This window comes from Rhodovulum kholense (assembly GCF_003053725.1).
Classification (GTDB): domain Bacteria; phylum Pseudomonadota; class Alphaproteobacteria; order Rhodobacterales; family Rhodobacteraceae; genus Rhodovulum; species Rhodovulum kholense.
Map to the genome: position 1 here is coordinate 36,125 of NZ_QAYC01000017.1, position 17,994 is coordinate 54,118.

Here is a 17,994-nt window from a genome sequence, read left to right on the forward strand (position 1 = left end):
TGGGCTGCCATCTAGGACGGATCGGCGCGGCGGCGAGGGGCGGGTCTTTCCCTTACGTCGCCTGGTGCCTTTGCCCCGCAGAAACGTCACCGCCCCGGGCCAGGGGCGACCGGGGCGGTGCGGCCGGGGACCGGCCTTTCGGTTTGGCGGGCTGAAGGGCCGACCGTGCGCCGTGGGTTTTGCGGGCGATCCTCAGGCCACGCGGATGCGGTTGCCCCAGGGATCGTCGACCGAAAGCCCGGTGCGGATCGCGGCGGTATCGGTCGCGTCCAGCACCAGTTCGGCCAGCCCGGTCGCCCCCTTGGGCCGCGTCCCGGCGCCCGCGCTGTTCCAGGTGTTGGTTGCCAGGTGGTGGTGATAGCCGCCGGTCGAGAAGAAGCTGGCCTGCGGGATCTCGGCGGTGATGTCGAAGCCCAGCTCTCCGGCATAGAAGGCGCGGGCCTCGGGGATGGCGCCCACCTGCAGGTGCACATGGCCGATCACCGTGCCCTCTGGCGCCCCGGTCCAGTCGCCCTCGGCGCGGCGGAGGCTGGCCAGATCGAGCGGCAGGGTCTCCATCACCACGTGGTCGCCGTCATGCAGCCAGGTCGCGCGCGGCCGGTCGGCATAGATCTCGATCCCGTTGCCCTCGGGGTCGCGGAGGTAAAGCGCCTCGCTGACCATGTGATCCGAGGCCCCCGACATCCGGACCTTCTGTGCATGGGCGTGGCGCAGCCAGCGGCCCAGATCGTCGCGGTGGGGCAGCAGGAAGGCGGTGTGGAACAGGCCCGCGGCATGGGGGTAGGCGCGGGCGGCGGTGTCGCGGCGCAGCTCGACCAGCGCGCGGCCGTCCTGGCCGAGGATCAGCTCTTCGCCCGAGCCGGAAAGGCGGTCGAGCCCGAGGATGCGCTGGTAGAAGTCGCCGATCAGGTCGATGTCGCGGACGGTCAGGGCGACGCGGTCGATGGCGACGGGGGCAATCTCGGAAGCGGTTACGGAAACGGTGTCGGTGGTCATGGCGAAAGCCTTTCTCGAATGCGAGAGGGAGGGGGCGGCCCGGCGATCCGGGCCGCGCGGGGGTCAGACCGCGGTCAGGGCCAGGGCGCCGCTGCCCAGCAGGGCCTGCACCAGCAGGGTCAGGGTCCAGAAGGCCGGGTATTCCCAGCCGCCGTTCTGGTTGTTGAACCAGAAGCCGTTGGCACGGTGGGCGAACCAGCCGGCACCGGCGATCACCGGGATCAGCAGGATCGAGACGAGGCTGCTCCAGAGCCCGACGATCAGCGCGAGTCCCCCCAGGATCTCGGCGGCCATGGTCAGATAGGCAAAGGCGCCGGGCAGGCCCAGCGAGCGGAAGAAGCCCGCCGCGCCCGCCGGTTTGAAGACGAAGATCTTCAGCCAGGCATGGGCGAGAAACAGTGTGCCCAGAGCGACGCGAAGCAGCAGGGCGGCGACGTCGATGGCGGTGGCAGAGCCGAAGCCGAGGTCTTGAAGGAAAGCGGTCATGATCTGTGTCCCATTGCGGTGCCGTCAGATGCGGCGTTGTGTGATGACCCCGAGATAGCGCCTTGTGAGTGTCGCCGGAATGGTATGAAATCGGGGAACACTATCGCCATTTTGAGGGTAAAAATCATGGATCTGGTCGACGGAATCCGCACCTTCGTGGCCGTGGCCGAAAGCGGGTCCTTTACGCAGGCCGGAGAACAGCTGGGCATCACCAACAAGGTGGCCAGCAAATACGTGGCCGCGCTGGAAGAGCGGTTGGGGCACGTGCTTTTCTACCGGACCACGCGTGCGGTCTCGCTGACCCATGAGGGTGCGAAATGGCTGCCCCATGCCCGCAAGGTCCTGGCCGCGCTGGAAGAGGCGGACAGCGCGCTGCGCGATCCGGCCGACGGGCTGTCGGGGCGGCTTCGGTTGACCTGCGGCACCACGATGGGCGAGCTGGTCGTGGCAGATGCGGTGCGTAGCTTTCTGGACGAACATCCGGCAATGCAGGTCGAATTGCACCTGTCGGACGCGCTGGCCGATCTGGCCGCTGGCGGGTTCGATCTGGCGGTGCGGATCGGCATTCCACAGGATTCCAGCCTGAAGATGCGGCGGATCTGCACGACACGGCTTTGCGTGGCGGCCAGCCCGGCCTATCTGGCCCGGGCCGGCTGGCCACGGCATCCGCGCGATCTGGAACGCCATGCGGCGCTTCTGGATCTGAACGAGCATCCGGCGGGGCGCTGGCAATTTCAGGACGCGGACGGGCCGCTGACCGTCGCGGTTTCGGGCCGGCTGGCCGTCAACAGTGCCTCGCAGACGATCCGGGCCGCGCTGGCGGGCGAGGGCGTGATGCGGGCCCCCGACATCTTTCTCGCGCCGCATCTGGCCTCGGGCGCGCTGGTCGAGCTGTTGCCCGGCCATGGGACGATCGAGCATCCGCTGCACCTGCTGACCTTGCCCACGGCCTTTCGGCTGGAAAAGGTCGATGCCTTCGCGGCCGTCCTGAAACGCCACCTCGCGGGCCTCGGCTCCGGCCCCGTACCGTGACGGGCGGGACCGGGGGACCGTCAATAACCGACGGTAAAGCGCTCGCGGACATGCGCGGGCCGTTCCAGTTCGTCGACCATCGCGATGGCGTAATCCTCGAAGGTGATGCGGCTGCCATCCGCGCCGGTCAGAAGCCGGTCCTTGCCAAGGCGGAAGGTCCCGGTCCGCGGGCCATGCGCGAATAGCGCCGAGGGCGACAGGAAGGTCCAGTCGAGATCGTCGGCCTTGCGCAGCATGTCGAGATAATCGGCGCCCCGGCCGGCCTCGGCCTTGTAGGCTTCGGGGAAATCGGGCGTGTCGATCAACCGTTGCCCCGGAGCGATCTCGAGGCTGCCGGCGCCGCCGACCACCAGATAGCGTTTGACCCCCGAGGTCCGGACCGCCGCCAGCAGCGCGGGCAGGTCGGTCGCGGTGAAATGCACCGCCGAAATCACCGCGTCATGGCCCGACAGAAGCCCGACGATCCGGTCCCGGTCATGCAGGTCGGCTGCCTCGGCGGTGACGCCGGGGAGTGCCGCGATCCGCTCGGGATTGCGCGCGATGGCGGTCACCCGATGGCCCCGGGCCGACAGTTCCTTGAGAATTTCCGCGCCCGCGTTTCCGGACGCCCCGACAAGAGCGACAAGTGCCATGCTGAAGTCCTTTCCTTGATCTGGCGGCGACGACCGGTGCCCGGGCCGGGGCGCCGGGACCGTGTCCCGCAAACCTTGGGGACCCGGGCGACCGGCGCGGGACAGGCGGAAGGGATCGGTCATGCTGTCTTCTGACCGGCGGCACCGGACCGCCGGGGCTACCGTCAAGATAGGTGCCGGGTTCGTCAGGGATTACCCTACGAAAAGGGCTTTCACTGTCTGCATTTTGCATACGGGCCAAACCCGAGGCAGCCGCGGGGGCAGTGCTGTCGCCTTCGGGGCGTTGCAGGAAAGCATCGCTGACGGGATCAGGCCGCCTACCGCATGTCGCGGTTTTGTAGTTCGGCCTCCATAGATATAGTCTGGTCCGACTCACCTTCTGCCGGAAAGGACGCTTGATGCCCGTCACCGAGGACCAGCTTGCCGAGATCGAGGCGCAGCGCGCCGAGACCGCGCCCACCCGCCGTGTCGTGGCGCGCGGCATGGAAGAGCGTCTTTACACCCTGCATCCGGTGCTCGATCACGGCTTCGTGCGGGTGATCGACTACATGGGCGACGATGCCGCGATCTGTCAGGCCGCCCGGGTCAGCTATGGCCGGGGCACCAAGGCGGTCAGCAATGACGAAGGCCTGATCCGCTACCTGATGCGGCACTGGCATTCGACGCCCTTCGAGATGTGCGAAGTGAAATTCCACATCAAGCTGCCGGTCTTCGTCGCCCGGCAATGGATCCGGCATCGCACGGCCAATGTGAACGAATATTCCGCGCGCTACTCGATCCTCGACCGCGAATTCTACATCCCCGCGCCGGATGCGCTGGCAGCCCAGTCGACGGTCAACCACCAGGGCCGGGGCGAGGTGCTGGAGGGCGAAGAGGCGGCCCGGGTGCTGGAAATCCTGAAAGCGGATTCGGCGCGCAGCTACGACAATTACGAAGCGATGCTGAGCCAGGACGGCCAGAAGGGGCTGGCCCGCGAGCTGGCGCGCATGAACCTGCCTGCGAACATCTATACCCAATGGTACTGGAAATGCGACCTGCACAACCTGTTCCATTTCCTGCGGCTTCGCGCCGACAGCCATGCGCAGTATGAAATCCGGGTCTATGCCCAGACCATGTGCGAGATCGTGGCCGACTGGGTGCCCCTCGCGTTCAAGGCCTTCGAGGATTACCGCATGGGCGGCGTCACCCTGTCGGCCCCGGCCATGGACTGCGTCCGTCGCATGCTGAAGGGCGAGACGGTGACGCAGGAAAACTCGGGCATGTCGAAGGGCGAGTGGCGCGAGTTCGAGGCGGCGATCCGGTCTAACTGAGGCAGCTCGCGGTTCGTCCTCTTCCTGGGCAGTCCGTCGGCCCGATCCTTGCGGTGCCTCACCTGCCCGCACGGGCGTCGGGCACGTTGGGGGCGGAGCCCGCGCTCCGTCCGTCCGTGCTTTTCCGCAGTCGTCGGTCGGAGGCGCGGGTGTGCGGGGCCGAACAAAGACCTGCTGGGCGAGAGAGCCTCTCGGGGCTCCTGCGCTGCGGAAGCCGAACCCGGGGTTGCGAAGGGCGCGGGGCGCGGGCCACCGCCGGCGGCTGAAGCCGGGATGACCGGGGCTCATGTGGACGACAAAGGGCCTGCGGGCCGCCGGTTGGAATGGCGGCCCGAAAGGGGTCAGAAATCGGTCCAGCCGGTTCCGGTCGCCGCACGGCGCGGGGCCTCGATTGTGGGACCGCTGGTCCAAGCCGCTTCGGCATTGGCCGGCGATGGAAGCGACGCGCCGCCCTCGTCCAGCCGGAACCGTGCCACGAGGTCGGCCATGGTGGTCGCCTCTTCGCGCAATTGCATGCTGGCGGCGGTCGCTTCTTCGACCATGGCGGCGTTCTGCTGGGTCACCTGATCGAGCTGCGCGGTGCCCGCGTTGATCTCGGCAATGCCGACAGACTGTTCACGCGCCCCCGTGGCGATGGCGTCGACCAGTTCGGCGATATTGCCGATCCGCGCCGCCATGTCGGTCAGCACCTCGCCGGTGCGGTTCACCAGCGTCACGCCGGACGCGACATGGTCGGTACTTGCCGCGATCAAACCCTTGATCTCCTTGGCCGCATCCGACGACCGCTGGGCCAGCGCCCGCACCTCGGAGGCCACGACCGCAAAGCCCCGGCCCGCCTCGCCCGCGCGCGCCGCCTCGACGCCCGCGTTCAGGGCCAGAAGATTGGTCTGGAACGCGATGTCGTCGATCACGCCGATGATCTGGGAAATCGAATCCGAAGAATCCTTGATGCCGGTCATCGCGGCCACTGCCTCGACAACCACCGCGTTGCTTTGCTCGGCCTGGTCATGGGCCGCCTTGACCACGCGGTCGACCTCGGCCGCGCCTTCGGCGGCCGCGCGCACGCTGGCGGTCAGCTGGTCGAGCGCCGCCGCGGTTTCTTCCAGCGTGGCGGCCTGATTCTCGGTCCGGCGCGACAGGTCGTCCGACGAGGCGCCCATCTCGGCCGCCCGCGACCGGATCGCCGTCGCGTTCAGCGCGATCGTCGCCATCATGTCGTTGAGTGTGGCGAGGGTCGCGTTGAAATCGGCCCGCAATGCCTCGTAGTCGGGAGGGAAGGGGGTCGAGAGGGTGTGCGTGAGATCGCCCGCCGCCAAGGCCTGCAAGCCGCCGGCCAGCTCCGAGACCATGGCCCTTTGTTCGTCGGCGCGGCGCCGGTCCTCGGCCTCGGCCTCGCGTTCGTGGGCGCGCAGCCGTTCCCGTTCGGCGAGGTTGTCGCGGAAGACCAGAAGCGCCCCGGCCAGCCGCGCGACTTCGCCACCGAAGAGCCGTAAGCCCGGGATCTCGACCATCTCGCCCCGGGCCAGACGGTCGGTGAGGCCGGTCAGCCGACCGATCGGCCAGACGATCAGCGCCCAGGACAGCACGATGGCCAGCACCGCGACCACGCCGCTGGCAATTGCCAGCATCATCAGCCGGTCGCGTGCCTCGCCCGCCTGAAGCAGGATGGCATCCCCCGCCTGATGGGCAGTGGCAATGGCCTCTTCGCTGGTGACCCGGACGGCCGCCGCGATCTCGCCGAGCCGGTCATTGGCGGTCAGCGACCGGTCCTCGGCCTGGTCCTGGGCATCGAGAAGCGCCAGCCGGGTGGCCACGATGCCGGTTTCGGCCGATGTTTCGCCCGAGATCCGGGCGATCAGCTCTTGCAGGTCGTCGGGCACGTAGCTGCGGGCGACCACCGCCTCGAGTTCGGCGACAAGCCCGTCGAGCGTGTCCTGGATCTTTGCCGCCTCGTCCGCATCCCTGGCGGTGGCCCCAAGAAAGGAGGTCGCGATCAGTTTCTCGACCGAGAGACCGATATCGGCGGTGTCGCGGATCTGCTGCACCTCGTTGGTCAGAAGCCGCTCGATCGCCTCGCCGTTGAACTGGGCCGCGTCGCGCGCGCCGGTCATCAGGTCGAAGGTCAGGTCGTCCATCGCGCCGCTCAGGGCCTTTTCGCTGGTCTCGCGCTGTTCCAGGACCAGCTCGTTCAACCCCTTGCGCAGGCGGAAGCCGCGCCGGGCGAGCTTTTCGAAAGAGTCGCGGGTCTCGACCAGGGCGGGCAGGTAGTCCTCGACCGTCTGCATCTCGGCCAGGCGGCCGAGCGCCACATCGAGGGCGTTCAGGCTGGTATCGGCCATGTCGCGCATGATCGCGGTATAGGCGGCATCCTCGGATTTCGAGATCGCCAGCGCCAGACCGCCCAGGAGGTTGATTTCGGCCCGGACCTTCAGAATCAGCGTTGCCGCGACGAAATCGGTGCCGACCAGGTGATCGAGGGTCGAGCTGACGGTTTCGCCGGTCTGCTGGCCCGCGAGGGTCATGTCATAGGCCGCGTCGTCGCTGAGCTGAAAGAGCCGCGCGCGGGTCTCTTCGGCCAGGCGTGTAAAGCTGACCACCTGACCTGTCATGCGGTCGCGGCTGTCGAAGCGAAGCCCCAGCGACTCGCGCATTTCGCGCGCGGCCGCGTCGAGACTGCTCAGCATCGGGCGCAGATCGCGCGCGACCTCGGGTGAAAGGTTGTCGATCGAACGGCCGAGCTCTTCCTCGCGCGCTTTCAGGTCGGTGAAGGAAACGTCCACGGCGGCGGGGCTGCTGGCCAGCAGCATGCCGGTCAGCGCGCCGCGGATCTCGCCGGTATGCTCGATCACCGAGACGCTGTCCTTGATGCCGGGCAGCTGTTCGCCCAGCAGACGGTCGAGCGCACCCGACATCGCGGCGAACACCATCAGGCTGATCGCGATTGCGCCGCCCGTCATGGCGCCCATGGCGAGGAAGCCGGTCGCGACCTTGAGCGCGATGCTTCCAAACACTCTTGAAACGAAACTCGCCATCGAATCCTCCGGCGTGCGAAATTCCTCTTTGCCCTGCGGAGCCCTTCGGCCCCGCGGGGCATGTCACGTCCCCGAGGGAGCGGACCCGGCGGGGGCAAGGGTGCCGTCCCCGGTCAGGCGGTAGATCCCGACCGCATCGAGGCCCTGCCGGTCGCCGGGGCCGAAGCTCAGCACGAGACCTCCGAGATCGATGTCTCCGAGCCGGTCGAGCGCCTCGGCAAGCCTGTCGCGCGTGGGGTCGGCCCCGGCCTCGCGCAGGGCCTCGATGGCCAGGCGGCCGGAAAGATAGCCTTCGAACGAGGCGAAACCGGGTTTCGCTTCGGGAAGGACAGCCGCCAGCGCCGCGCGATAGTCCGCGGCCACCGGCAGATCCTCGTCGAAGGGGGCGGGCACGACCTCGCTGAAAAGCGTGTCCTTGGCCGCCGCCCCGGCCTCGGCCGCAAGCGTCACCGGATCGACCGTCGAAAGCGCCAGATAGCGGGTCGAGAGACCGAGATCGCCCGCAACCTTCATCAGCCGCGCGGCGGGAACCGCGCTGGCGACCAGGATCACCGCGTCGGGCGTCGCATCGGCCAGCATCAGCGCGGCGACCTTCACCGCCACGGTGTTGCGCGTATAGCGGCCCTCGGCCACGATCCCCAGATCGCGTCGGGCCAGCGCACGGGCCACCGCGTCGCGCCCGGCGACGCCGTAATAGTCGTCCTGATAGAAGACCGCGATCCGCTTCAGACCCATCCGGTCGACCAGTTCGGCGACGGCGGCCTCGGTTTCCTGATCGTGGCTCGGGCGCAGGGCCAGCACCCGCCCGGCGGTGTCGGCGCGGGCGAAATCGGCCCCGGTGACCGGCGCGATCATCGGCATGCCGGAACGGTTCGCGACCGGCAGCACCGCCTTCAGCGTCGCGGTGCCCACCTGTCCGACGAAGGCCGCATGTGCGTCGCCCTCGGCCACGTCGCGGGCATGGATGATGGACCGGCCCGGTTCGTACCGGTCGTCGAAGGTGTCGAGCAAAAGCTTGCGGCCGCGGACCCCGCCCGCGCGGTTGACCTCGTCGAAGGCGGCCAGCAGGCCGTCGCGGATAGCGGCGCCCAGATCGCCCGACGGGCCCTCGGTCGTGGCCAGTTGGGCGAACCGGACAGAGTCGCGGTCAAAGCCGCCGGCCGCCCGGCCGGGGCCCGGCGGGCAGGCAAGGACAAGCACGAGCAGCAGGAGGGAAACGGCGCGCATCGGACACTCGGTTTCTTGAGCAATTCCGAAATGCGATACCGTTCGGGGTCTTAACATTCAGTTCAGGGGAAGGCCCCCGACGCCAATACATGCGGCGGGAACCGGCCTTTGGGCGCGACCCGCCGTCGCACCGGACCCGCCGCACCGGTTGCGTTCAGCGAGATAGCACCAGCGCGTGCAATTCGTCCTCGGACATGTCGGGGTGATCGCGGTAGGCGTCGAGCACGGCCGAGAATCGGGTCAGGTTGTCGAGGATCTGGCGTTGCGACGAGGCCGAAAGCTCGCCCTGCAAAAGCCGCAGCGCATCGTCCGTCAATTGCGGATCGGCGCCTTCGGTCAGGGATTCGACGGCCGAGCGCAGCGACAGCAGGTAGGTTTTCTGCACCTCGCGCAAGGTGGCGAGCTTGGTCATCAGCTGGCCGCCCGCGCCCCGCAGCGCCGCGCATTGTTCGGGCCGGGTGCAAAGCCGGGTCTGGTCGGCGATGCCGATCAGCTCGCTGCTCATCCGCGCCTCTTCCAGGCGCCCCGCAAGCATCGCGCCCACCAGGACCGCGCCGTTCAGAAGGTTCGACTTGGCGGCCTCGCCGAAAGCGGCGGTCGCCTCTTCGGCCGAGCGGCGCACCTCGAGTTGCAATTCCTGCAACGCGGCCTTCCGGCGGGGGTCGATTTCCTCGTCGATCATTTCGGTCAGCGTGCCCAGCGGGGTCTGGTCGGCCCCGCCGCGGCCCGTGTCTTCGGTTCGCGCGATCCAGCCCGCCTTGATCTCGCGAAGGACCGGGTCGGACCAGGCGACGCTGCGGCTGAGCACCAGCCGCAGACCGAAGGTCTCGCCTGCCGTCGCGGTGCCATCCGAGGCACTGTAAAGCGGGTATTCGGTGCGCTCGGCCGAATAGACCTGCGCGGGCGCCGACAGGACCGAGCCGCCGCGCGTGACCAGACCGCCCGCCTGGCCATGTTCGCGCCCGACCGCGTTCAGCCGATAGGGCTCCAGCATCAGTTCCTCGGCATTGCCGTAGACGTCGTAAAGCCCCAGCGGGTTCGGCCTCGTAAGCCCGACGGGCAGCAGCGCGCCGCGCGCCGAGCCCACCACCTTGGCATAATCGAGAAGATCGCCCTCGCCGAAGAAGCGGCGCGAGGGAAAGACGGTGGGGTCGACGGCTGCCCCGCCGCGGGCCGCGAATTCCCATTCGGTCTCGGTCGGCAGTCGCAGATAGGCCCGGCCGTCGGTTTCGGGCGGCAGCGCGTCGCGGGCCTCGGTCAGGAGCCATTCGGAATAGAGCTGCGACAGCTCGACCGCGCGGAACCACGAGAGGCCCCCCAGCGCGGTGCGGTCGATCCGTTTGGGCGGGCTGCAATCGCCCGTCAGCGCGCGGCCCTGGGCGCGGGTCATCTCGTAGCGGGCGATGTAATAGACGCTGTCGCCAGGCGCGGGGCCGGGGAAGGCGCCGCGCAGATAGGCGGTGCGCAGATAGTCGGAATAACCGGTCTCGGGGTCGGATTGCCCGACCCGGATCCGGCGGTCGGCCAGCGGGTTGTCGGCCTCGACCGGCACCACGACGCGCTGGAAGGCCATCGCCCCGCCGCAAGGCATCGGCAGGATCAGGTCGGCAGGCGAGGTCGCACCGCCCGGATCGTACTGGTCCCTGTCCCAGGTGACCCCGGCTGCGGCGGGCGCGGCCAGAAGAAGCGAGAGGGCGACGGTCGCGGCTCTCATGTCTCTTCCCTCAGGACTGTGGCGGGATCGGTCGCCAGCGCCGCCCGCGCCGCCGCCAGCGAGGCGCAGCCCACGAAGGCGATCACGGCCGCTGCGATGGCCAAGGCTTCGGCGGGCGACACCGAGACCAGCCCGCCGCGCTCGGTCAGCCCGGTCTCGAACAGCCGCTCGGCCAGCGCGGCGGTCAGGCGGAACAGCAGAAAGGAAACCAAAAGCCCGATCACCGCCGTCACCAGAGCCTGGATCACCGGGAACAGCGACAGCTGCCATTGCGGCAGGCCCAAGAGCCCCAGATTGGCCAGCGTCCGGCGCGTGCGCACGACCTCGCCCCAGAAGCCGAAGACCAGCGAGGCCGCAAGCCCTGCCGCCGCCACGGCCACGGTCAGCGCCAGCGCCAGCCCCAGATTGCGCCCGAGCGTCAGTACCGAGGTCACTTCGGCGGTGCGCGCCAGCGTCCGAACGCCAAAGCGGGTTTCCAGCCGGTCCTGCAGGGGCGCCAGCCGGTCGAGCGCGGCGGCATAGACCCGCATCCCCTCGAAGCTTCCGGCGCGCCCGGCCAGCGGCTTGCCGCTGTCGATGCCATGGTCGGGCAGGGCATAGCCGTCATAGAAGGCCTCGATCAGATCGAGCAGGGCGATATCGGCCATCACCACCCGCCCGTCGATCCGCCCGGGGGGCAGCACACCCGCAACCCGCGCGTTCAGCACCAGCTGACGCGGCCGGTTTTCGGCCTGGGTGAAGATCTCGACCCCATCGCCCGCAGACAGCCCGAGTTGCGTGGCCAGCGCGGGCGAGACCGCGACCTCGTCGGGTCCCAGCCCCGGCAGCGGCGCGATCATCGGATCGCCTGTGCCGGAGGGTGCGATCAGTGCCTCCTGGCGACCACGCCCGCCCGTCGCGCGGACATTCACATAGTCGAAAAGGCTGCGGGTCTTGAGCGTGGCGAAGCGCACATCCTCCCAGCCCTGCACCTCGGCCAGATCGGCGGGGGTGAAGCTCTGATTGCCCGCGGTGTCGATCTGCAAGCTCGCGGGGTTCGCCATCAGATCGCCGATCAGCGCGTCATAAACCCCGTTCCGCACCCCATAAAGCACCAGCAGCGGCACGATCACGCCCGCCAGCACCGCGACATTGCAAAAGACAAAGATCCAGTCGCGGAAGAGCGCCCGAAGTGCGAGCGTGACCAGCAGCCTCATGCCGCCTCCCGCCCGTCTTCTGCGGCGATCAGGCGGCTGACCGGGCGGCCCGGCGCGTGATCGGGATCAAGTGCCAGCCGGTAGCGGGTCAGCGCAAAGCGGCCAAGCAGGTCGAGATCATGCGACGAGACGATCACCGCGCTGCCGGTGCGCCCGGCGGCCTCGAAGAGAAGCGTCATCGCCTCGGCGGCGTTTTCCGGATCGAGCGCCGCGGTCGGTTCGTCCGCGATCACAAAGCGCGGCCGGTGGGCCAGCGCCCGGGCGATGGCGGCGCGCTGGCGCTGGCCGATGGACAGCCGCTCGGGACGCAGCCCCGCGACCGGGCCAAGCCCGAGCCGGTCGATCAGGTCGCTGACCAGACCGGGGTCGGGACGGCCGCAGATCCGCTGGGGCAGCGCGACATTCTCGGAAAGCGTCAGGAAGGGCAGAAGCCCGCCCGTTTGCGGCACGAAACCGAAAAGCCGCCCGCGCAGGCGTGCGATACGGCCCCGCCGGGTCCAGAGTGCCGTCAGATCGCGCTCCGGCGCATCGCGCGGGCAGAGCCGGTAGACCCCGCCCGGATCGGGCGCGCGCAAGAGGCCCAGAAGCTCCAGCAACAGCGTCTTGCCGGTGCCGCTGGGTCCCGTCAGGCCGACGGTCTCGCCCGCGGCAATGGAAAGCTCCGGCACCCGCAAGGCGAAGCCCCGGTCGCCATCGGCAAGCGAGACCCCGAGATCGCGGATGACAAGCGCCTCGGCCATCGGCTCAGGGCAGAATGTCGAAGGGCATGGCGAAGACCTGCTCGCCATCGGGCGCGCCCTCGTAAAGCGCGGTCCAGACGGACGGGTCGTACAGCCATTTGCGATACTGGGTCAGTTTCTGGCGCATGCCGTCGATGATCTCGCGCCGCACCATCGGGCCCGACATCCAGCGGGTTTCGTCGGTCTGCAGAAGCTGGCTGCGATAGGGCAGCCGTTCGAGATATTCGAGCGCGCCGCCCAGGCTGTCGGCATCGGTCGCGACCAGCCGGTCGGGGTTCTGCGCCATCTGCGCGATGACGCCGCGCACCTGCCGGAAGAAATCCCGCGCCTCGTCCTCGCCCCGCGTCGTCTCGGCGATCCGGGTCAGGTTGTCGAGCAGCTCCGCCATGGTCGCCATCTCGTTCTTGGTCACCAGAAGCCGCGGCTCGATGGCCAGCGCCTGCGGCTTTTCGGCCGCCCGTTCGGTGACCCAGCTTTCGAAGACATCGGGCGCGCGGGTGCCCTCGCGGGCGCCCAGCCAGGCCAGTTGCAGCGCATGGCCCAGATCCTCGAGGTTCCGGTCGCGGTCCTCGGGGGGCAGAACCTGCGCCTGCCCCAGCGCCATCCGCACGTGATCGGTCAGCGCGGTCACCAGCAACGTCACCGTGTCCTCGAAGGCCTGTTGCGAGCCGCCCTCGATGGGGTAGTAGAACTGCCGCCCGGCAAAGCGCGACAGTTGCCGGTAGCGCTCGGCCGCATAGTCGTGATTGGCCGCGCCCGCATCGGTCTTGAGATGCAGCGTCATGATGACGATGTTGCGGTCCTCAGCATCGCGCTGGATCTCGACCGGGCCGATTTCCGACCGGGCATTGGGATCGCGCGGGTCCTTCGGCCCGGCATCGGTCACGAGGATGATGTAACGCGCGTCGAAGCGGTCGCCCGAGCCCGTCTGGTCCCAGTCGGTCTGGCGGATCGCGTCCTCGACGCCTGCCAGACTGTCCTCGTTGAAGCCGGGCGAGGACACCGTCGCGGCGCGGGTATTGTCGATCGCCTCCAGCACCGGCAACTGGTTGATGCGCCGTTCCAGCGGGATCACCTGGCGCGTGCGGTAGTCGAGCCCCGGCGCGGCCTCGGGGTTGTCGCGGAACGCCTCGATCCCGAAATTGATCCGCTCGCCGATATCGGTGCCGTTGATGTCGAAGATGATCCTGGCCAGCGCCTTGCGGGTCAACTCGATATAGGGCTGCATCGACTTCGTGGTGTCGAAGACGAAGACGACACCCGCATCGAAGCTCCCGGCCGAGGACGAGGCCTCGGCCGCCGCGGCGGCGGGCAGCTCGTCCCGAAGCGGCACCGAGGCCACCTTCAGCAACAGGTTCGGGTCATAGGTCATCGGATGCAGGTCCTCGACGAAATCGAGGATCGGCAGGATGTAGAAGCGGTCGCGGATATTGACGAAATTCTCGGGCTCGATCGAGACGACGCCATCTTCGGGTGTCAGCATCCCGGTTTCGGCCTTCTCGATCAGCCGGGCCTGGGTGTCGACCAGCGCCTCGTCTTCCATGAAGCCGCGCAGGCCCTCTTCGGTCCGGAACATCAGCGACCGGGCGCGGTCGGCGGGGTTTGTGAAGGCCGCGACGATGTTCTGTTTCCAGTCGACCACGGTCTCGGCCTCGACCCAGCCCGCGGGCTCGGCGGCCGAAGAGGGGCCGACCTCGATCCAGCCGTCCTGCCGCGCGAAGACGTAAAGCGGCTGGAAGGCCGGATACCGGCTCGATACCGCGCCGCCCGGCGCCTCGTGAAGCGCCGCCCCCGGCCGGGTCAGCACGCGCTGGTAGACGGTCGAGGTGCCCTCGATCAGCAGCGGCCGCGCCAGCGCCGGTCCGGTCTCGGCCAGGACAAGCGAGAAGACGACCGCCGAAAGGGCCAGACGAAGGCGGAGGGGGCTCATGGACTGCAATACTCCTCGGCGGCGCTTCGCGACAGCGTGTCCGGGGCCGCGCGCAATTCGGGACAGAGACGGCCGAGCCGCTCCACCGCCTCGGCGCTGCCCGCGGCGCGCGCCCGGGCGTAATACTCGGCGGCTTTCGAGATGCTCGGGGTCAGGCTCAGCCCGATCTGGGTCTCGACCGGGTCGTCATTGGCGCCGTCGTCGTAGATTTCTCCGAAAAGCAGCAGCGCCCCGGCGTCGCCCGCATCGGCCCCGGCCTCAAGGGCCGCCAGCGCCTGTTGCGGCGTCACACGGGCGCCGCAGCGGGTCATCAGCGCCCGGCCTTCCGCGAAGGGCAGACCGGCAAGCCCCGCCAGTGCCCCGGCGGCACAGGGGTCGGGGGGCGGCGGGGGCGCAGGCTCGGTCTTGCGGGTCTCGGTGACGATCGGTGCGGGCGGCTGCATCAGGAACCAGGCCAGCGCGCCGCCCGCGATCAGCAGCGCCAGCACCGACAGCCCGGCGATCAGCGGCAGGCGCGAGCGGCCCGCGGGGGCGGCGGTCTCGGGCGCGGGCGCGTCGGATGCCCGGGGCTTCGGCGCCTCGGCGCCCGGCGTCCTGCCGGTCAGCGCACCGGGACCCCGGGCCGGGGCGGCGCGCGCCACGGCAAGCCCGCCGAGCCGCGCCGCGCCGGGCATCGGGACCACGTCGTCGGGCCAGCTGACATCGGCCTCGACCCGGTTCACGCGGATCTTCAGCGCGGCATATTCCTCGATCCGGTTGACGATCTCGGGACCGATCACCAGCGTCGCGCGGCCGCCGTCCTGCACCACCGGATAGGGCCCGAACTCGGCCCGGTCCGACTGCCAGCCGTCAATCCCGAGGAAGCGTTCCGAAAAGGCGTCGAAGACCGACACCGTCGCCTCGGTCTCGGGCAGCGCGTCGGACGCGGCCGACAGTTCGGCATAGCCGCCCGAGGGGCGGCGCGGATCGGGGCGGACCGTCAGCGCCATGGCCTATGCGCCTCCCGCGCCGAAATCGGCCAGGATCTCGCCCAGCCTGAGGTTCTGCGCGATATTGACGGTCCCGGCATCGGTGTCCTTGGCATTGGCCACGAACATCGCGTCAAGCGCGAAGACCCAGTCGGTCCAGGTTTCCTCGGCGGTCGGGCGCGGCTCGGGCGGCAGGCCGTCGGCGTCGTCGGCGCCGGGGCGGGGCGCGAAGACCGGGCGGCTGCCGCCCTCCGGAAGCTCGACCCGGGCGCGCTGGGCCTCGGGCAGGGCATCGGTGCCCAGCACCGAGACGAAGCGGTTGATATGCTCGGCACAGACGATGGCGGCGGGCTCGGCCTGCTTGTCGACGGTCAGCCCGAAGGCCATCGCCTTGAGCTGGGCGCGGGCCCGGTCGACCACGCCGATCCGCCGCAGCGCATGGGTCAGCTCGGCCGAGAGCGTCGCGACCGATGCGGGGCTCAGCCCGAAATGGCCGACCGTCTCGACATCCTCGCGGAACCGCTTGAGCCCCTCGATCCAGACCTCGACCGCGCTTTCGGCCTGGAAGGTCTCGGCGGTCATGGTGCGGATGTCGGTGCCGTTGCCATTGCCGTTGCCGTTGCCGGACTTGCGGGCGGCGGCGGGCGCCTCGGCCAGCGCCAGATCGGCGCCCGCGGCCCGTCCGGGGCGCAGCGGGCGGCCGGGGCGCGCGGGTGCGGCCGCGGGCGCGGTCTCGGCCGAGGGGCGGGCGATGGCTGCGCTCGAGACCGCCTGCGAGATCCGGATCGACGAGGGCACCCGCGAGATGCGGTCCTGCACCTGATCCTGATCGACCATCAGCGCGGCCAGCACCGCGCCGAAGCGGTGCCGTTGCAACGCGATTTCCAGCTCGTCGATGATCGCCGCCGCCGCCTCGCGCTTTTCCTCGATGCGCCGGCCGATATCGTCCGAGACATGGAAGGGCGCCAGATCGGCGGCGAGATCGCCCGCCAGCTTGTCGAGCTGGGCGCCGATCTGGCCGATCTTGCTGTCGGGGGTGCAGACCTCGGCCAGCCGCCCGATCAGGTAACTCACGCCGCCATCGTTCAGCCCGAGTGCCGCGTCCCAGGCGGCGGCGGGATCGGCGAAATGGCGCTGGACGCTGGCGGCCTCCAGGCAGCCCGCGCGCAGTTCGGCCAGCCGCGCCTCCTTTTCGGGGCGGATGCGGATCTCGCGCTTGGCGTCGTCGTAGTCGATCAGCCCGTCGACGAAGAAGTTGGGGTTGCGCAGCCAGTAGCAATTGTCGAAGGGCCGCCCCGGGGTCCAGCTTTCGACCCAGGGGTCCTTGCCGCGGCCGAATTTCTCCAGAAGCGAGGCCTGCATCCGCCGTTCGAACCGGGTTTCCTCGCCGCCAGCCGCAGCGCTTTCGCCCAGATGCTTGTCGAACTTGGTCAGCACGAAAAAGAGGATGCAGCGGCTCGCCGCGCGCTGTTTCGCGCTGGCGCCATGGGTCATCGCGATCCAGTTCTCGACCAGGCCGGGCAGGTCGAGCGTTTCCATGTTGCTGTCCGGCACGCAGAGCAGCATCGAGGTGATTTCCTGGTTTTCGACATAGCGGTCGAAGAGATAGGCGACCTTGCCGCGCAGCAAGAGCTGGGTGACCGTCTTCTCGGGCTCGGCCAGGGTCTTCGACAGCGGCTGTTCGAACCGGTTGCGGGCGCCGGGGAAGTCCAGCAGGTCGGTCTCCTCGAACAGGTCGTAGGGCCGGGTCTGCATCGGCATCACCAGCTCGGCCGCCAGCGCGCAGACGAGCGCGCGCGGCAGCTCGACCCGGGCGCCCGAGGGCAGACACAAGGGCAGGCTGTCGCCACCCGCGCCGAAAAGCCCGTGCAAGGTCTTGACGTCGATGATCGAGGTCTCGCGCGGGGTCAGGGCCGACAGCGGCGCATGCACCTCCTCGGCGTTCTGGATCTTCTGCAACGCCTCGCCGAGCCGGATGTAAAGATCGGTCAGCGGCGCATGCCCGCCCCAGAGGATCGCGAAGAAGGCGGCGCGGTCGGCGACGCCGAGCTTCGGCGCGATCAGGGCCGCATCTTCCCAGAAGGTCTTAAGCCCGGCCGCATAGGCCGCCCGCCCGAAGCTGCGATTGACGTAATCGGCGATCTCCAGCACGTCCTCGTAGCTGACCCCCGGCACCTCGGCACCGCCCGCTTTCGCGCGGAAGGCGGCCAGATGCGCGGTGATCGCCTCGGGCTCGGGCACGGGTTCCGACTGGTCGCCATCCATGTAGAAGGAATTGACGATGGTCCGCGCGACATCGGCCTCGGACAGCAGCACCAGCCGGATCGGAAAGCCCTCGGGGCAGGGCGCCTTGGTCATGGTGAAGCGGGTGACAAGCCCGGTCGATTCCCCTTCGCCCTCGGGGTTGATCTCGCGGATATAGTCAAGCTGGCCGCCCGGCCCCTGGAAATCGGCCACCAGACGGCCGTCTTCGGGCCGCGCCAGCACCGAGACCAGGAAGGATTTCCCCGCCTGCGAGGGGCCGAAGACGCTGACCGACATCTTGGTCCGCGCCGCGCGCCCCAGCTTCTGCGCCCGACGCGCGCCCTTGCGCAGTGCCTGCACCAGCGACTTGCGGTCGAGCCCCACGGTTTCGGCATTCTCGGGGTCTGCCACCCAGTCGAGCGCCCGGCGGGCCGCGCCTTCGACCCGGGCGCATCGTTCGGCAAGCTGGTCCTTCGTCGTCATCCTG

General features: G+C 69.2%; 13 protein-coding genes. 2 read left to right on the forward strand and 11 right to left on the reverse strand.

Features of this window, described 5'->3' with window-relative positions:
- Positions 1–192 precede the first annotated feature (192 nt).
- Both C8N38_RS17605 and C8N38_RS17610 read right to left on the reverse strand, forming a co-directional pair.
- On the reverse strand, positions 193–996 hold the full coding sequence (locus C8N38_RS17605) for a VOC family protein (protein WP_108028451.1): 804 nt from the start codon (positions 994–996) through the stop codon (positions 193–195).
- Positions 997–1,059: 63 nt separating this feature from the next.
- A complete protein-coding gene (locus tag C8N38_RS17610) occupies positions 1,060–1,482 on the reverse strand; it encodes a DoxX family protein (RefSeq protein ID WP_108028471.1) in 423 nt (140 codons plus the stop codon).
- 126 nt (positions 1,483–1,608) lie between these two features.
- On the opposite strand from C8N38_RS17610, the gene C8N38_RS17615 reads away from it, so the two are divergent.
- Positions 1,609–2,514, forward strand: a complete 906-nt coding sequence (locus C8N38_RS17615) for a LysR family transcriptional regulator (protein ID WP_158272377.1) — start codon at positions 1,609–1,611, stop codon at positions 2,512–2,514.
- Positions 2,515–2,534: 20 nt separating this feature from the next.
- On the opposite strand, the gene C8N38_RS17620 is transcribed toward C8N38_RS17615, so the two are convergent.
- Positions 2,535–3,146: an NAD(P)-dependent oxidoreductase gene (locus tag C8N38_RS17620; protein WP_108028453.1), complete on the reverse strand. Its 612-nt coding sequence runs from the start codon at positions 3,144–3,146 to the stop codon at positions 2,535–2,537.
- A 398-nt stretch (positions 3,147–3,544) separates the two neighbouring features.
- Here C8N38_RS17620 and thyX point away from each other — a divergent pair, with 398 nt between their 5' ends.
- A complete protein-coding gene (gene thyX, locus C8N38_RS17625; RefSeq protein WP_108028454.1) occupies positions 3,545–4,456 on the forward strand; it encodes an FAD-dependent thymidylate synthase in 912 nt (303 codons plus the stop codon).
- A gap of 341 nt (positions 4,457–4,797) precedes the next feature.
- Here thyX and C8N38_RS17630 read toward each other — a convergent pair whose 3' ends face one another.
- The 8 genes from C8N38_RS17630 to C8N38_RS17665 all read right to left on the reverse strand — a co-directional run bounded on the left by C8N38_RS17630 (position 4,798) and on the right by C8N38_RS17665 (position 17,990).
- Positions 4,798–7,488, reverse strand: coding sequence for a methyl-accepting chemotaxis protein (locus C8N38_RS17630; RefSeq protein WP_146176304.1), 2,691 nt, complete (start codon positions 7,486–7,488; stop codon positions 4,798–4,800).
- Positions 7,489–7,551: 63 nt separating this feature from the next.
- Positions 7,552–8,715: an ABC transporter substrate-binding protein gene (locus C8N38_RS17635; RefSeq protein WP_158272378.1), complete on the reverse strand. Its 1,164-nt coding sequence runs from the start codon at positions 8,713–8,715 to the stop codon at positions 7,552–7,554.
- A gap of 154 nt (positions 8,716–8,869) precedes the next feature.
- Positions 8,870–10,429, reverse strand: coding sequence for a formylglycine-generating enzyme family protein (locus tag C8N38_RS17640; protein ID WP_108028457.1), 1,560 nt, complete (start codon positions 10,427–10,429; stop codon positions 8,870–8,872).
- Positions 10,426–11,625, reverse strand: a complete 1,200-nt coding sequence (locus C8N38_RS17645) for an ABC transporter permease (protein ID WP_108028458.1) — start codon at positions 11,623–11,625, stop codon at positions 10,426–10,428. Before C8N38_RS17645 ends, C8N38_RS17640 begins: the two co-directional genes overlap by 4 nt.
- On the reverse strand, positions 11,622–12,365 hold the full coding sequence (locus C8N38_RS17650) for an ABC transporter ATP-binding protein (protein ID WP_108028459.1): 744 nt from the start codon (positions 12,363–12,365) through the stop codon (positions 11,622–11,624). Before C8N38_RS17650 ends, C8N38_RS17645 begins: the two co-directional genes overlap by 4 nt.
- A gap of 4 nt (positions 12,366–12,369) precedes the next feature.
- The gene (locus C8N38_RS17655; RefSeq protein WP_108028460.1) at positions 12,370–14,295 is read right to left on the reverse strand and encodes a vWA domain-containing protein; all 1,926 of its coding nucleotides are present in this window, start codon (positions 14,293–14,295) and stop codon (positions 12,370–12,372) included.
- Positions 14,292–15,284, reverse strand: a complete 993-nt coding sequence (locus C8N38_RS17660; protein ID WP_108028461.1) for a hypothetical protein — start codon at positions 15,282–15,284, stop codon at positions 14,292–14,294. The genes C8N38_RS17655 and C8N38_RS17660 overlap by 4 nt, the downstream gene beginning before the upstream one ends.
- A 3-nt stretch (positions 15,285–15,287) precedes the next feature.
- On the reverse strand, positions 15,288–17,990 hold the full coding sequence (locus C8N38_RS17665) for a virulence factor SrfC family protein (RefSeq protein WP_108028462.1): 2,703 nt from the start codon (positions 17,988–17,990) through the stop codon (positions 15,288–15,290).
- Between the last annotated feature and the right edge of the window lie 4 nt (positions 17,991–17,994).

Bases quoted from the DNA above. Each gene is read 5' to 3' on its own strand.
- C8N38_RS17655 (WP_108028460.1), bottom strand. From the start codon at position 14,295: ATGAGCCCCCTCCGCCTTCGTCTGGCCCTTTCGGCGGTCGTCTTCTCG.
- C8N38_RS17605 (WP_108028451.1), bottom strand. From the start codon at position 996: ATGACCACCGACACCGTTTCCGTAACCGCTTCCGAGATTGCCCCCGTC.
- C8N38_RS17650 (WP_108028459.1), bottom strand. From the start codon at position 12,365: ATGGCCGAGGCGCTTGTCATCCGCGATCTCGGGGTCTCGCTTGCCGAT.
- C8N38_RS17615 (WP_158272377.1), top strand. From the start codon at position 1,609: ATGGATCTGGTCGACGGAATCCGCACCTTCGTGGCCGTGGCCGAAAGC.
- thyX (WP_108028454.1), top strand. From the start codon at position 3,545: ATGCCCGTCACCGAGGACCAGCTTGCCGAGATCGAGGCGCAGCGCGCC.
- C8N38_RS17635 (WP_158272378.1), bottom strand. From the start codon at position 8,715: ATGCGCGCCGTTTCCCTCCTGCTGCTCGTGCTTGTCCTTGCCTGCCCG.
- C8N38_RS17620 (WP_108028453.1), bottom strand. From the start codon at position 3,146: ATGGCACTTGTCGCTCTTGTCGGGGCGTCCGGAAACGCGGGCGCGGAA.
- C8N38_RS17645 (WP_108028458.1), bottom strand. From the start codon at position 11,625: ATGAGGCTGCTGGTCACGCTCGCACTTCGGGCGCTCTTCCGCGACTGG.
- C8N38_RS17630 (WP_146176304.1), bottom strand. From the start codon at position 7,488: ATGGCGAGTTTCGTTTCAAGAGTGTTTGGAAGCATCGCGCTCAAGGTC.
- C8N38_RS17665 (WP_108028462.1), bottom strand. From the start codon at position 17,990: ATGACGACGAAGGACCAGCTTGCCGAACGATGCGCCCGGGTCGAAGGC.
- C8N38_RS17660 (WP_108028461.1), bottom strand. From the start codon at position 15,284: ATGGCGCTGACGGTCCGCCCCGATCCGCGCCGCCCCTCGGGCGGCTAT.
- C8N38_RS17640 (WP_108028457.1), bottom strand. From the start codon at position 10,429: ATGAGAGCCGCGACCGTCGCCCTCTCGCTTCTTCTGGCCGCGCCCGCC.
- C8N38_RS17610 (WP_108028471.1), bottom strand. From the start codon at position 1,482: ATGACCGCTTTCCTTCAAGACCTCGGCTTCGGCTCTGCCACCGCCATC.